The sequence below is a fragment of the Kribbella sp. NPDC104740 genome, from assembly GCF_055583505.1.
The window spans coordinates 665,509-678,499 of sequence record NZ_JBVJNV010000004.1; the positions used below are offsets into that span (position 1 = coordinate 665,509).

The 12,991-nt window shown below is 71.1% G+C and carries 18 protein-coding genes; 12 read left to right on the forward strand and 6 right to left on the reverse strand.

The features are described from left to right. The first annotated feature begins 78 nt into the window (after positions 1–78). The 10 genes from ACZ6Z4_RS24330 (at position 79) to ACZ6Z4_RS24375 (ending at position 6,769) form a co-directional block, all read left to right on the forward strand. Positions 79–300, forward strand: coding sequence for a biotin/lipoyl-binding carrier protein (locus tag ACZ6Z4_RS24330; protein WP_465568790.1), 222 nt, complete (start codon positions 79–81; stop codon positions 298–300). 192 nt (positions 301–492) lie between these two features. After that, positions 493–1,188: an RNA polymerase sigma factor SigE gene (gene sigE / locus ACZ6Z4_RS24335; RefSeq protein WP_363665220.1), complete on the forward strand. Its 696-nt coding sequence runs from the start codon at positions 493–495 to the stop codon at positions 1,186–1,188. After that, the gene (locus tag ACZ6Z4_RS24340) at positions 1,185–1,355 is read left to right on the forward strand and encodes a hypothetical protein (protein WP_465568792.1); all 171 of its coding nucleotides are present in this window, start codon (positions 1,185–1,187) and stop codon (positions 1,353–1,355) included. Before sigE ends, ACZ6Z4_RS24340 begins: the two co-directional genes overlap by 4 nt. Next, the gene (locus ACZ6Z4_RS24345; protein ID WP_465568794.1) at positions 1,352–1,966 is read left to right on the forward strand and encodes an anti-sigma factor family protein; all 615 of its coding nucleotides are present in this window, start codon (positions 1,352–1,354) and stop codon (positions 1,964–1,966) included. The genes ACZ6Z4_RS24340 and ACZ6Z4_RS24345 overlap by 4 nt, the downstream gene beginning before the upstream one ends. Before the next feature lie 3 nt (positions 1,967–1,969). Continuing rightward, entirely contained in the window at positions 1,970–3,052 is a 1,083-nt protein-coding gene (locus tag ACZ6Z4_RS24350) for a sigma-E factor regulatory protein RseB domain-containing protein (RefSeq protein WP_465568797.1), read from the forward strand. 294 nt (positions 3,053–3,346) lie between these two features. Next, complete coding sequence (locus ACZ6Z4_RS24355; protein ID WP_465568799.1) at positions 3,347–4,582, forward strand: S1C family serine protease; 1,236 nt, start codon at positions 3,347–3,349, stop codon at positions 4,580–4,582. Positions 4,583–4,696: 114 nt separating this feature from the next. After that, positions 4,697–5,047, forward strand: a complete 351-nt coding sequence (locus tag ACZ6Z4_RS24360) for a sec-independent translocase (RefSeq protein WP_465568801.1) — start codon at positions 4,697–4,699, stop codon at positions 5,045–5,047. Between the two features lie 88 nt (positions 5,048–5,135). After that, positions 5,136–5,399 carry a phosphoribosyl-ATP diphosphatase gene (locus ACZ6Z4_RS24365; RefSeq protein ID WP_465568803.1) on the forward strand — a complete coding sequence of 88 codons (264 nt, stop codon included), beginning with the start codon at positions 5,136–5,138 and terminating at the stop codon, positions 5,397–5,399. Between the two features lie 51 nt (positions 5,400–5,450). After that, positions 5,451–6,296, forward strand: coding sequence for an ATP phosphoribosyltransferase (hisG, locus tag ACZ6Z4_RS24370; protein ID WP_465568805.1), 846 nt, complete (start codon positions 5,451–5,453; stop codon positions 6,294–6,296). A gap of 20 nt (positions 6,297–6,316) precedes the next feature. Further along, positions 6,317–6,769: a PH domain-containing protein gene (locus ACZ6Z4_RS24375; RefSeq protein WP_465568807.1), complete on the forward strand. Its 453-nt coding sequence runs from the start codon at positions 6,317–6,319 to the stop codon at positions 6,767–6,769. Here the strand turns inward: ACZ6Z4_RS24375 and ACZ6Z4_RS24380 are convergent. Genes ACZ6Z4_RS24380 through ACZ6Z4_RS24390 form a run of 3 tightly spaced genes read right to left on the reverse strand, consistent with a single transcriptional unit; the run spans position 6,759 to position 8,827 of the window. Then, entirely contained in the window at positions 6,759–7,649 is an 891-nt protein-coding gene (locus tag ACZ6Z4_RS24380) for an aldose-1-epimerase (RefSeq protein WP_465568809.1), read from the reverse strand. The two genes, ACZ6Z4_RS24375 and ACZ6Z4_RS24380, sit on opposite strands and share 11 nt — an antisense overlap. 31 nt (positions 7,650–7,680) lie before the next feature. Continuing rightward, on the reverse strand, positions 7,681–8,340 hold the full coding sequence (locus tag ACZ6Z4_RS24385; protein ID WP_465568811.1) for a uridine kinase family protein: 660 nt from the start codon (positions 8,338–8,340) through the stop codon (positions 7,681–7,683). After that, complete coding sequence (locus tag ACZ6Z4_RS24390) at positions 8,327–8,827, reverse strand: hypothetical protein (protein WP_465568813.1); 501 nt, start codon at positions 8,825–8,827, stop codon at positions 8,327–8,329. The genes ACZ6Z4_RS24385 and ACZ6Z4_RS24390 overlap by 14 nt, the downstream gene beginning before the upstream one ends. An 88-nt stretch (positions 8,828–8,915) precedes the next feature. On the opposite strand from ACZ6Z4_RS24390, the gene ACZ6Z4_RS24395 reads away from it, so the two are divergent. Further along, positions 8,916–9,407, forward strand: a complete 492-nt coding sequence (locus ACZ6Z4_RS24395) for an SseB family protein (protein WP_465568816.1) — start codon at positions 8,916–8,918, stop codon at positions 9,405–9,407. 3 nt (positions 9,408–9,410) lie between these two features. Here ACZ6Z4_RS24395 and ACZ6Z4_RS24400 read toward each other — a convergent pair whose 3' ends face one another. After that, positions 9,411–9,842 (reverse strand): hypothetical protein, encoded by a 432-nt coding sequence (locus tag ACZ6Z4_RS24400; RefSeq protein ID WP_465568818.1) that lies wholly within the window; start codon positions 9,840–9,842, stop codon positions 9,411–9,413. A 158-nt stretch (positions 9,843–10,000) separates the two neighbouring features. On the opposite strand from ACZ6Z4_RS24400, the gene ACZ6Z4_RS24405 reads away from it, so the two are divergent. Further along, entirely contained in the window at positions 10,001–10,720 is a 720-nt protein-coding gene (locus tag ACZ6Z4_RS24405) for a TetR/AcrR family transcriptional regulator (protein WP_465568820.1), read from the forward strand. Here the strand turns inward: ACZ6Z4_RS24405 and ACZ6Z4_RS24410 are convergent. After that, positions 10,717–11,865: a glycoside hydrolase 5 family protein gene (locus ACZ6Z4_RS24410; protein ID WP_465568822.1), complete on the reverse strand. Its 1,149-nt coding sequence runs from the start codon at positions 11,863–11,865 to the stop codon at positions 10,717–10,719. The genes ACZ6Z4_RS24405 and ACZ6Z4_RS24410 overlap by 4 nt on opposite strands. Positions 11,866–11,884: 19 nt before the next feature. Then, positions 11,885–12,913: a LacI family DNA-binding transcriptional regulator gene (locus ACZ6Z4_RS24415; RefSeq protein ID WP_363665204.1), complete on the reverse strand. Its 1,029-nt coding sequence runs from the start codon at positions 12,911–12,913 to the stop codon at positions 11,885–11,887. Positions 12,914–12,991: the final 78 nt, after the last annotated feature.

A 12,991-nucleotide genomic window follows, 5' to 3' on the forward strand; every position in this document is an offset into this window, starting at 1 on the left:
ACCGTGCAGTGCCGGGGTCGTGGACCCCGCGGCACCGCCTAGGATCGGCAGCCAGAACCTGGCGACGGAGGAGTGCTCGTGAGTCACATCGTGGTGGCAGAGCTGGTGGCGAACGTCCTGAAGGTCACCGCGCAGGCCGGGGACACCGTTGGGCCGCAGGACACGCTGGTGATCCTGGAGTCGATGAAGATGGAGATCCCGGTGCTCGCCGAGGTTGCCGGGACGATCACCGAGCTGAAGGTCAGTGAGGGGGAGGTCGTTCGTGACGGCGACCCGATCGCGGTGATCGAGGAGAGCTGACGGGCACCGATCGCGGTGATCGAGGAGAGATAGGTCACCCGGCCAACCGCCCGGCGGTGCCGAGGCGTCTACTGGTGGACAAGTGATCACCGGGAACTTCCCGTCCGCGCGCGCCGTTGGACCGTCGTACCGGCATCTCAGGGTCTGACCCGGGTGTCCCCGACGTGCGCAGAGGACGGTGAACACGGCACCATGGTGGTCACGCTCGTTGCCGAGAGGACCCAGGGAGGCGTTGCCGTGAAGCCGGTCGACACCTCCGTGGTGCCTGCCCTGGCTCCCCAGTCAGCCCCGCAGCCGTCGCCGCAGCAGCCGGACGTGCTGCCGTCGTGGGACGAGATCGTTCGCACCCACTCCGCGCGGGTCTACCGGCTGGCCTACCGCCTGACCGGGAACAAGCACGACGCCGAGGACCTCACCCAGGAGGTCTTCGTCCGGGTCTTCCGGTCGCTGTCGAGCTACACCCCGGGCACCTTCGAGGGCTGGCTGTACCGGATCACCACCAACCTGTTCCTGGACGGCGCCCGCCGCCGGCAGCGGATCCGGTTCGACGGGCTGCCCGACGACGCGCACGACCGGCTCCCGGCCAAGGGCAGCGGCCCGGCCGAGAAGCTCGACCAGGACCAGTTCGACCACGACGTCCAGTACGCGCTGGACGCGCTGCCCGAGGACTTCCGCGCGGCCGTGGTGCTGTGCGACATCGAGGGAATGACGTACGACGAGATCGCGGACGTGCTGGACGTCAAGCTCGGCACCGTCCGGAGCCGGATCCACCGCGGCCGCTCGATGCTGCGCAAGCACCTCGAGCACCGGGCGCCCCGGACCGGCCACTCCCGTGTCAGCGGCCCGCCCGCCGACGGGCCTCTTCCCGGTGGAGGTGGGGACCGATGACCGCGCACAGCAAGCTGCAGGCCGGCGGCAAGCCGGCGCCGGCGATCGCCGAGGTGGTCGCGCCGAGCGCGATTCTCGCCCGCGTCGCCGGAGGCGAGCACCGAGAGAGCGCATACGCCGAGTCGGGCGCCGCTTCCGGTCGTGTCGGTGGAGGTGACGACCGGTGACCGTGCAGCACCCGCTGGACAAGCTGAGCGCCGCCGTCGACGGCGAGCTCGACCACGACTCACGCGACCGGGTCCTGAGTCACCTGGTCTGCTGCGACGACTGCCGCGCCGAGGTCGAGGCGCAGCGCCGGCTGAAGGCGCGGATGTCCGCGCTGGAGGCTCCGGAGCCCTCGACCGACCTGATGCAGCGGCTGATGGGTGTGCCCGCGTTCTCGGTCGAGCCGCGGGAGGAGGTGCGCCCGGTGCTCACACCGGTCGTCGCCCTCAGCCCGCAGCGCTCGGCCTTCCCAGCGGCTCGGACCGGGGCGACCCGGCCGGCAGCTCGTACGGCGACCAGGTCGCGCCGGCGTACCGGCGTACTGGGTGCTGCCGGGTCTGCTGCTGCAGTGGCGTCGCTGCTGGGGACTGCCTTCGTGCTGGGCGACCCGGCGCGCGGGACCGAGCAGCCGCCGGTGCTGGCGCCTCCGGTGGCCAGCTTCTCGGCCGACCACGCCGCTACCGCGGGCGGCAGCCCGTTCGGTGACCCGGCGGCGTTCTTCAGCTCCTACAACGGGACGGGGTACGCCGGGCTGAGCCCGACGCTCCAGCCGGTGGCTCTGACGGGGCGCTGACCTGTGAGCACTACCCGGGCGTCGAGCCCTGCCCAGCTGGTCGGCCCTGTCCGGCTCGCGGTGCTGCTCAGCACGGTGCTGATCGGTGTCGGCCTGCCGCTGCCTGCCGCCGCCGCTCCTCAGGAGGACGCGCCGCTGGCGGTCAGCTGGCTGGAGCGGGCCGCTGCCGCGCCCGACCACGTCTCGTACCACGGCACCCAGATCGTCACCTCGACCGGACCGCAGGGCTCCAGCTCCGCGATGCTCGACATCGTGCACGCGGCCTCGCAGGGGTCGGAGATCAGCCTGGTCGGCTCCAGCTCGCCGGACGCCAAGTCGTTCGTGCAGCGCGCGAACCAGGCGCACAGCCCGGCCGTCGACGGCGGGCCGCTGGCGCTGCTGAAGGCGACGTACCAGCTGGTGTACCGGTGCTGCACGGACACGATCGGGCGGGCCGCCGTACTGGTGGAGGCGTTGCGGGACGACCAGACGCTGGCCGCCCGGTTCTGGATCGACCGGGCGACCGGGCTGCTGCTGCAACGCCAGCTGTACGGCGCTGACGGGCGGACGCTGGTGCGGGCGACCGTGTTCACCGACCTGGAGATCGAGAACGGCGAGTTCCTCGGGCACCTGCCGCCGATGCTGCCCGGCGGGTCCGACTCGATGGGGCTCAGCGGGGTCGACGGGCTGCGCACGCAAGGCTGGACGTGCACGAGCGAGCTGCCGGGATCTCTCCAGCTGTACGACGTGCACCAGGACGCCGGTGCCGGGGTGCTGCAGTTCTCGTACTCCGACGGACTGTTCAACGTGTCGCTGTTCCAGCAGCGTGGGGCGCTCGACCCGAAGGCCGTCGCGGGGTACGCCACGACCGGGACGCCGGGGGTGCACGTGCGGTACGGGATGCCGTCGTACGCCGTCTGGTCGTCGGGCGGGATCGTCTACACGCTGGTCGGGGACGTGCCGGCGGAGGTGCTCGCGCGGGTCGTCGACGCGTTCCCGCACGCGGTCCCGGCCCGGGTGACACCGGTGCAGCGGATGGGTACCGGACTGGCCCGAATCGCGACGTGGCTCACTCCGATGAGTGCGCTCTCGTGGAAGCTGGGATAATCGACCTCGGGAAGAACTCCCACCCCGAGACAACGACGACGTGAGGCGGCCACCGTGACCTGGGACGACGCCGAACCGACAGCAAAACTCCCGCAGGACGCGGACCCCACCCGCCCGGTCCCGACCGCGGGCCCGGTGGCGCCTCCGCCTGCCCCACAAGCACCGCAAACTGCTGCCGCCGAAGCACCTCAAAATCCTGCTGTTTCTGCTCTCACACCTCCTCCGGCTACCAACGGCGCAGCGCCCTTGGCCACCCCCGGTGGTGACGCCGCCTACCGTCAGTCCGAGCGGTCCATGACCCAGCGCAGCTTCGGTCAGCCTGAGCAGCCGCAGTTCCGGCCCGTCTACCCGGGGCAGGCCTGGCCGACACAGCCTCAGCCGACGTACGTGCCCCCGCCGCCGCTCGACTGGCATCAGCAGCAGGCTCGTGCCTACACCCCGGCGCCGCCGCCCAAGAACGCGACGAACAACCGCACCGTCCTGATCGCCGCGATCGTCTCGCTGGTCGTTGCCCTGATCGCGGGCGCGGGCGCCGCCGCGACCGTTGTCGCGCTCGACCGGCCGGACCCGATCGTCGACCAGCCGGGCCCCGCGATCGGCAACGGCGCGGACCCGAAGATCCGCAGCGGCAGTGTCTCCGCGGTCGCCCAGACGCTGCTGCCGAGTGTCGTGCAGCTCAAGGTCGAGGGTGCCGACGACAGCGGCGCGACCGGCTCCGGCTTCGTGATCGACACCTCCGGGCACATCCTGACCAACAACCACGTCGTCTCCGCCGCGGCCAACGGCGGCTCGATCCAGGTCGTCACCCAGCAGGGCAAGGCCGCGACGGCCCGTCTGGTCGGCCGCTCACCGGCGTACGACCTGGCGGTCGTGCAGGTGGTCGGCATCGACGCGCCGGCGGTCCAGTTCGGCCGCTCCGACCAGGCGATCGTCGGCCAGGACGTGGTCGCGATCGGTTCGCCGCTCGGCCTGGCCGGGACCGTCACCTCCGGCATCGTCTCGGCCAAGAACCGCCCGGTCACGGCCGGCGGCGAGGGCGAGATCTCCTACATCAACGCGCTGCAGACCGACGCCGCGATCAACCCGGGCAACTCCGGCGGCCCGCTGGTCGACATGGACGCGAAGGTGATCGGCGTGAACTCCGCGATCGCCACCGTGCGCGGCGCCGAGGAGGGCAGCAGCGGCAACATCGGCCTCGGGTTCGCGATCCCGATCGACCAGGCCCGGCGGACCGCGCAGCAGCTGATCGCCAGCGGCAAGGCGTCGTACCCGGTGATCGGGGCGAACGTGGACATGCGGTTCGAGGGCGGCGCGCGGGTCACCGACGTGACCGCGGGCTCGCCCGCGTCCCGCGCCGGCCTGCGGACCGGCGACGTGGTCACCTCGATCAACAACCAGCCGGTCGACACCGCCGAGGGCCTGATCGTCGCGATCCGCACCCACCGGCCGGGCGAGACGATCCGGCTGGACTACCAGCGCGCGGGCCGGGCCCGGCAGGCCACGATCACCTTGGGTCAGCAGACCGGCTGACCAGAACGTGGCCGGGAGGCGACCAGTGAGCGAAGTCGCTGACCCGCCCGACGCGCTGACCGACCGCGGGCTACCCTGTCTGCGGACTGGGGAACGACCGGAGAAGGTGGGGACATGTTCGGCATCGGGCCGCTCGAGCTCGTCGTGATCGCCATCGTCGCCGTGCTGCTGTTCGGGCCGGACCGGCTGCCGGAGTTCGCCCGGACGGCGGGCCGGCTGCTGCGCCAGGTGCGGACGATGGTGAACAACGCCCAGAACGACCTGCGCAACGAGCTCGGCCCGGAGTTCGCCGACCTCGACGTCCGGGACCTGAACCCGCGCAGCTTCGTCCGCAAGCACCTGCTCGAGGGCATGGACGACGACTACGACGACGACAAGCCGGTGTCGAACTCGGCCGACCTGATGGAGTCCGTGCAGCGGCTCCCGGCCGGTCAGCGCGCGCCGTACGACCCGGAGTCCACCTGACCGTCGTACGACGAACAGCTGTTGTTCGTCCCGCTGGTCGAGACCTGTTGATCGCCGCTCACCACCCGCCCTCTAGGCTGGGCGAGCGATGAAGACCTTTGAGGAACTGTTCGCCGAGATCGGCGAGAGGGCGCTGACCCGGCCGGAGGGCTCCGGCACCGTGGCCGCGCTGGACGCCGGCGTGCACGCGATCGGCAAGAAGCTGGTCGAGGAGGCCGCCGAGTCCTGGATGGCCGCCGAGCACGAGGGCAAGGAGCGGGCCGCCGAGGAGCTGAGCCAGCTCTTCTACCACGCGCAGGTGATGATGCACGCGCTCGGCCTGGACCTCGACGACGTGTACCGACATCTGTAGGCAGCGCTGCCACGGATCCCGGGACCACCTCCTCCGAAAGGCCACAGACCCATGCTGCGCGTCGCAGTTCCGAACAAGGGCTCGCTGAGCGAGTCCGCCACCGCCATCCTGACCGAGGCCGGCTACAAGCAGCGCCGGACCACCAAGGACCTCGCGCTGACCGACACCGCGAACGAGGTCGAGTTCTACTACCTGCGCCCCCGCGACATCGCCGTGTACGTCGGGGAGGGCACTCTCGACGTCGGCATCTCCGGCCGTGACCTGGTGCTCGACTCGCACGCCGACGACGACATCCTGATGGAGCTCGGCTTCGGCGGCTCGACGTTCCGGTTCGCCGGCCGGCCCGGTGTCGCCGACTCGGTGAAGGACCTGGCCGGCAAGCGGATCGCGACGTCGTTCGCCGGGATCCTCACCGACCACCTGGCCGAGCACGGCGTCGAGGCGTCGGTGGTGAAGCTCGACGGTGCGGTCGAGTCCGCGGTCCAGCTCGGCGTCGCCGACGTGATCGCCGACGTCGTCGAGACCGGTACGACGCTGCGTCAGGCCGGCCTCGAGGTGTTCGGCGAGCCGATCCTGACGTCGCAGGCGGTGCTGATCACCCGCCACGGCGTCGACCAGCCGGCCGGTCTCCAGCAGCTCGTACGCCGTCTGCAGGGCGTCCTGGTCGCGCGCAACTACGTGATGATGGACTACGACATCCGCGCCGAGTCGGTCGAGGCGGCCAACGCGCTGACCCCGGGCCTGGAGTCGCCGACGGTGTCGCCGTTGCATCGCGAAGGCTGGGTCGCCGTCCGCGTGATGGTGCTCCGGGTCGACGCGCAGAAGATCATGGACCAGCTCTGGGAGGTCGGCGCCCGCGCCATCCTCACCACCGACATCCACGCCGCCCGGATCTGATGGCCACCCCGGAGTCGCTCGTGACCGGTGTCACCCCGCTGTTCAGCTTCCACCCGCGGATCGTCGCGGCGGTGACCGCGGCGATGGCGCTGTCGATCCTGGCGGTCTTCGGGGTGATCTGGTTCCGGCTGCCGGACGAGTCGCGGGCGACGTTCACGCTGTTCCAGCGGGTCACCCTGATCGCCTTCTTCGGCACGGTGCTCTACCTGCTCTACCGGATGGCGACGGTCCGGGTCACGGCGTACGCCGACGGCCTGCGGGTGCGCAACGTCTTCAAGTCGTACTCCTACCCGTGGAGCGACGTGAAGATCCTCCGCTTCACCGCGGGCGACCCGTGGCTGCAGATGTACGACACCGACGACAACCGGCTCGGGATCCTCGCGATCCAGGCGTCGGAGGGCGTGCGCGCGAGCAGGGCGGCCAAGGAGCTGGCCGCGATCGCCCGCGCGCACGGCGCCGGCACTACACGCTGACGGCGAACGTCGTACTGTGCTCGTCGCCCGGCTCTAGGACGATCAGGTCGTCGCCGGTCCTGAAGCTGTCCGGCGGACACGTCATCGGCTCGACCGCGAGCCCGACCCGGCCGAGTGCGTTGCCGGTGTAGAGCTGCACCCACGGGGTGTCGCTGCGCAGTACGGCGCGGTTGCCGCTGCCCGGGTCGGTCAGCGTCACCGCCCACGCGTCCCGCAGCCCGGTGAACGCGTTGTCGATCTCCAGCCCGCCGAGCTTCCGCGCGGTCCCGAAGTCGAAGTCCGAGCCGGCGACCGGCCGCAGCCCCACCGGCGTCAGTCGATCGGGCGTCACCTCCAGCCACTGCCCGGCGCTGAACTCCAGCTCGCACTCGTCCAGCTGCCGCCCGACGGTCAGGTACGGATGCGTCCCGTACCCGTACGGCGCCGCGCCGCGCCCGACGTTCTTCGCCGACGCCGTGACGGTCAGCCCGGTCTCCGCGTCGAGCCGGTAGGTCAGCCCGAGATCCAGCTGGTGCGGGTACCCCGGCTGGCCGTGCAGCCGGTACGCGACCTCGACCAGCGACTCGTCGAGCCCGTCGTCGATCCGCTCCCAGTTCGCCCACCGGGTCAGCCCGTGGATCGCGTTCGCGCGGGTCGGCTCGCTCAGCGGGAGCTGCTGCTCGGTGCCCTGGAACGTGTAGGTGCCGTCGGTGATCCGGTTCGGCCAGGGGAACAGGTGCTGCCCGATCCCCGCGTGCGCCGCCTCGTCCTCGCCGTACCCGACCAGCACCTCCCGGTCGCCGTACGCGAGCCCGCGCAGCCCACCCCCGACACTCACCACGGTCCCCACGTAGTCCCCGGCACGAACGGTCCACTGCTCCCCGGAGGGCAAGACACTCATACGTCCATCTTCACCTACCCGCGTCCTTCGGTCAGGAAGCGGCCGAGTCGTGGTCGAGATGAACGGACTTCGTGATGATCTGGGTCTCCGGGTCGTGCTCGACCGTGGGGTTGCCGTCGACGACCACGTGCGCCCGGGCGCGGGTGTTCTGGGTCGCGAAGTGGTCGCGTTCCCAGCGCATCCAGTCCAGCCAGCGGTCGCGCAGCGGTTCGCCGTCGCGTTCGATGCCGCGGTCGAGGCGGACCTCGTTGCTGGTCTCGATCCACAGCCGCAGCGACTGCCAGCGGTCGGCGTCGCGGTCGCACGAGGTGACGCCCTCGACGATCAGCAGGTCGAGCGTCGTCGGTACGACGTGCAGCTCGGCGTACGCGCCCTGGATCCAGTCGTAGCGCCGGTACCGGCCCTCGCGGCCGTCGGCGATCCGCTGCAGGACGTGGTCGCGGAGCAGCCCGAAGCCGCGCACGGCGCCGTCCCAGCCGTCGTACAGGTCGTCCATGTGCAGCACCTGGCAGCGCAGTCCGCGCGCCTCCGCACGCGCGGCGAAGCGGGCGGCCAGGGTGCTCTTGCCGGATCCGGCGGGCCCGTCGACGCCGATCAGGCGGGTCCGGCCGAGCCGGGCCGGGCTGCTCTGCACGTGATCGAGCAAGCTGTCGATGGTCAGCGGGGTCTGAGGGGTGTCAGTCGATTCCATGGCGCTTCAGGATGTCCTCGATCTCGTCGAACTCCGACGACTCCTGCTTGCTCGCCTTGGCGCCCTTGGACGCTCGGGCCGGCTTGGCAGGGGCGGAGGCCGAGGCGGGGGCCGGACCGGTGCTGGTCAGTTCACCGGCGGCCGTGGGCTTCGTCTTGGCCGGCTTCTCCGTGGCGGGGCTCCGGCGGCCCTTGGCCACACCGGACACCACGTACAGGACGACGGAGACGCCGAACAGCGCGGCCCCGGCCCACACCGAGGGGGAGAAGATCAGGTGCGAGACCCAGCTGACCGCCGAACGGACGACGTCCCAGACCAGCTCCAGCAGCCCGGTCAGGTACAGCGAGACCGGCAGCAGGGACCAGGCCACACCGCGGACACCGGCCGCCGCCCCGCGGCGCCGCCAGGCAGCCCACGAGCCGATCAGGCCGAGCAGGGTGAGACCCGCACAGAACGGCAGCAGCGTCAGATCATTGAAGTCAGGCACAACCCCAGGCTCGCACAGACCACCGCGGAACCAAGCCGGGTAGAGCCCTGACGCCACCCTGAAACAGCGGTCCGGGGACAATGGAGCCGTGCAGCCCGACAAGCGCTTGGCCTTTACCGGTTTCGACAACGACGACGGTACGGCGGACGCCGCGCTCGCGCAGGCGCTGCTGGCCGGCGACCAGGGCGCGATCCTGCACGCGCTGACGTCGGCGCGGCTGCTCGTCCCGGTGGTCGCGATGCTCGGCGAGGTCGAGTACGACGAGCGCGGGCTGGCGCACGACAAGACCTCCGACATGGCCGTCGCGCTGCTGCAGGGGCAGGACGGGCGCAACGCGCTGCTCGCGTTCACCGGCACGGAGGCACTCGCCCGCTGGAGCCCGGAGGCCCGGCCGATGCCGGCCCAGGCTCAGCTGGTGGCGACGGCCGCCGTACAGGAAGGCGCGGCCGCGATCGTCCTCGACGTCGCGGGCCCGGCACCCGGTGTCATCGAGACCGACGACGTGCAGCGCCTTGCCGCCGGCCTCCAGGTGGTGCGGCTGGAGGACGGCGGCTTCGGCTGGGTACATCCCACCGACTGAAGGTCACAGCGGCTTCAGCGACGACTTGCGGTGGTACGACTCGTTGGTTCCCCACAGGATCGCGACGACGGCGCCGAGTCCCAGGTCCGACCACAGCCACCACGGGCTGTCGAAGTGCCCGAAGACGGCCAGCGCGACCCACACCGCGAACTGCACGACGCAGACGGCCAGCCAGCCGACCGTGGCGACCCGCAGCGCGTTGGTCAGTTTGGACGGCGGTACGGCGTCCTCCATCCCGTCGAAGACCCGGCGCAGGTCGCCACGGGTCTGCGCGACCCCGACCAGGTCGTGGCGGTCGGCGGCCTGCCGCGGGGACATCCCACCGAACCGGGCGGCGGAGTCGATCTTCGCGTGCGCCGTCCGCCGGTCGGTGTCGGTCAGCTCCAGCTCGTCGGGGGAGAGCAGCGGGCCGAGGGTGGCGGTCATGGTGTTCATGGTGAGCTCCTTCAGATCGGTGAACCTCGATGTGAAAAAGCGTAGGGATTGAACAGTTTCGGCCCGAGGGTCCTGCGTCCCATGTTCGAGGTGGACCTAGCACCCCTATCCGGCGCAGCACCTCGGATCACCGGCCGATCTGGGCCAGGATGGTGCCTGTGAGTGACCAGCGGACCGACCTGCCGCCGGGGCTCGCCCTGTCCTGGGGCGTGCTGCCGGTCCAGCGGCGTGGGCCGAAACCGGCGCTCAGTGTGGCCAGGATCGTGGCCACCGGCATCGAGTTCGGCGACACCCAGGGCTTCGAGGCGATCTCGCTGCAGAAGATCGCGGCCCGGCTCGGCGTCACCACCAACGCGATGTACCGCTACCTGAGCTCCAAGGACGAGCTGCTGGTCCTGGTCCAGGACGCCGCCTTCGGCCCGGCGCCGGACCTCGGCAGTGGCGGCTGGCGGGCCGGCGCGACCGCCTGGGTGAACGCCCAGCTCGCCCGGTACGCCGAACGCCCGTGGCTGCTCGAGATGCCGATCCGCGGCGCGCCTGTCACGCCCAACCTGCTCAGCTGGGCCGAGGTCCTGCTGCAGGTGCTCGACGAGACCGGCCTGAGCATGCACGACAACCTCGGCTGCGTCGTCCTGCTCGACGGCTACGTCCGCAGCTACGCCAACCTGGCCCGGCAGCTGACCGCGAGCGAGCAGGTCCCGGTCCAGGCGCAGCACGTCGGCGCGTTCCTGGTCCCGCGACTTGCCGAGGGCAACTACCCGATGCTGCTCAAGCTCTACACGCACCAGGAGTACGAGGACGAGCTCGACGACGATCTCGAGTTCGGCCTGGCCAGGGTGCTGGACGGGATCCAGGCCCTGATCGACGCCAAGGTCTAGGGCAGCACGATCCGGACCGGGCCATCGGCGCGCGCCGCCACCCAGCGCAGGTGGAAGTCGCTGCCCGGCGCGATCTCGGCGCGGCGGTGCAGGTCGGTCCGCAGGTTGTACGGCGCGGTCAGCGTCGTCGCGGTTCGAGGCTGTACGCCGTTCGCCTTGACTTCCGCGATCGCCGCGGCCAGCGCCTCGGCGGCCGGCTTGCGCTGGTGGTCGACGGTGAACAGCCCGAGGTCGTACTCGCGGTCGGGGAAGTCGAGCAGCCTGCGGTCGATGTCGTGCGACGACCACCAGGTGATGCCGTAGAGCGCCGGGTTGTGCACGACCTGCTCGACAGTACGGCGTACGAACTCGGCCTGGAGATCCACCGGGATGTCAGGGCCCGGGACGCCGATCTCCTGCAGCCAGACCGGCCTGGCCGGGTCGAGCGAGGTCGCGGCGGCGAGCTCGACCAGGTAGTCGGCATGCGTGAGGGTCGCCGGGCCGAGCGGCCCGTCCACTCGGGAGACCCCGTTGAACACCCACGAGTGGACGGTGCTCAGCTCACCCAGGTCGGTGACGTCGACCGGGCTGAACGGGTGGTCCGGCTTGTACCAGGCGTCGTCGAACACCGAGTGCAGCGCGAGCACGTCCGGCGCGGCCTTCTTGACCGTGGTGAGCAGCTCCTGCGCCCACGCGGTCGAGGTCTGCGGAGTCGTGCCGCTGTCCGGCCACAGGTTGTTGACCTCGTTGCCGAGGGTGATCGCGAAGACGTTCGGCCGGGTCGCGACGGCCGCGGCGACCTTCTCGCAGTACGCCGTGAGCCCCTCGCGGACGCCTCTGTCCTCGAACAGGCTGGCCTTGTGCCAGGTCAGCGCCCACGAGGGCAGGAAGTCGAAGCTCGACAGGTGCCCCTGGATCAGGTCGACCGAGACGCTCAGCCCGTGCTCGGCGGCCGCGTCGACGGTGTCGAGCAGGTCCTCGATCGCCGCCTCGCGGATGATCGCGCGGTTCGGCTGGATCCACGGCCAGATCGGGAACACCCGGACGTGGTCGAGCCCGAGGCCGGCCAGATCGGCGAAGTCGCGGCGGACCGCGGCCGGGTCGTGGTCGAGCCAGCTGTAGAACCACCCGGCGGAGGGGACGTAGTTGGCACCGAACGATGGCATGGAAAAAGACTAAATCGGTTTAGTGTTCCGGGCAAGACGGGGGAGCGGTGGACTCCCGGACGGTGAGCACCGGATCGGCCGTCCGGCGGTTGATCGTGGTCCCCGGCGCGGCGATCACCTCGAGCAGCACCTCGGCCGCCTGGCGGCCGAACTCGAAGGTGTCGCGGGACAGCGCGGTCAGTGCCGGGTGCATCAGCTGGGTCAGGATCGAGTCGTCGAAGGCCACGATCGACAGCTCGCCGGGGACCGGGACGCCCATCTCCATCGCGACCCCGAGACCGGCCACCGCCATCACGTCGCTGTCGTAGACGATCGCGGTCGGCCGGACCGCCTGGGAGAGCAGCTTCCGGGTCGTGGCGGCGCCCTCGGCGTCGCTGAAGTCAGTGGTGAGCGACGGTGCTTCCAGTAGCCCGAGCCGGGGTGCGGCGTCGCGCAGCGCGCGCATCCGGCGCTGGGTGTGCTGGAAGTTCGGCGTACCGGCGACGTGGGCGATCCGCCGGTGGCCGAGCGCGGCCAGGTACTCCACGACGGCCAGCATCGCGTCCCGGTCCGAGGCCCACACCGACGGCAGTGCGCCCTTGCCTCCTCGGCCGCCGATCACCACGGCCGGCAGCTCCAGCGCCTTCAGCTCGTCGATCCTCGGGTCCCGGACGGTCAGGTCGACCAGGATCACGCCGTCCACCCGGTGCTCGGAGTGCCAGCGCCGGTAGACCTCGATCTCGGCCTCGGTGTCCTCGACGATCAGCAGCTGCAGCGAGATCCCGTGCGCGGACAGGCCGGACTGCAGCCCGGAGACCAGGTGCGCGAAGAACGGCTCCACGCCGAGCGTCCGCGCCGGCCGCGCGATCACCAGCCCGACCGAGTCCACCCGCGAAGCCCCCAGCGCCCGCGCCGCGCTGTGCGGCCGCCAGGCCATCTGCTCGGCGATCGCCAGGATCCTGGCCCGGGTCGCCTCGCTCACCCCGGGACGCCCGTTCAGCGCGAACGACACCGCGCCCTTGGACACGCCCGCGCGGTCCGCGATGTCCGCGATCGTCGGTCTGGCCATCGGCCACCTCCTGGTCGGTCCCCACCCTTGACAGCGGATTCTACGATGTGGATAGTGCAGGAGCTATACCGGTTTATC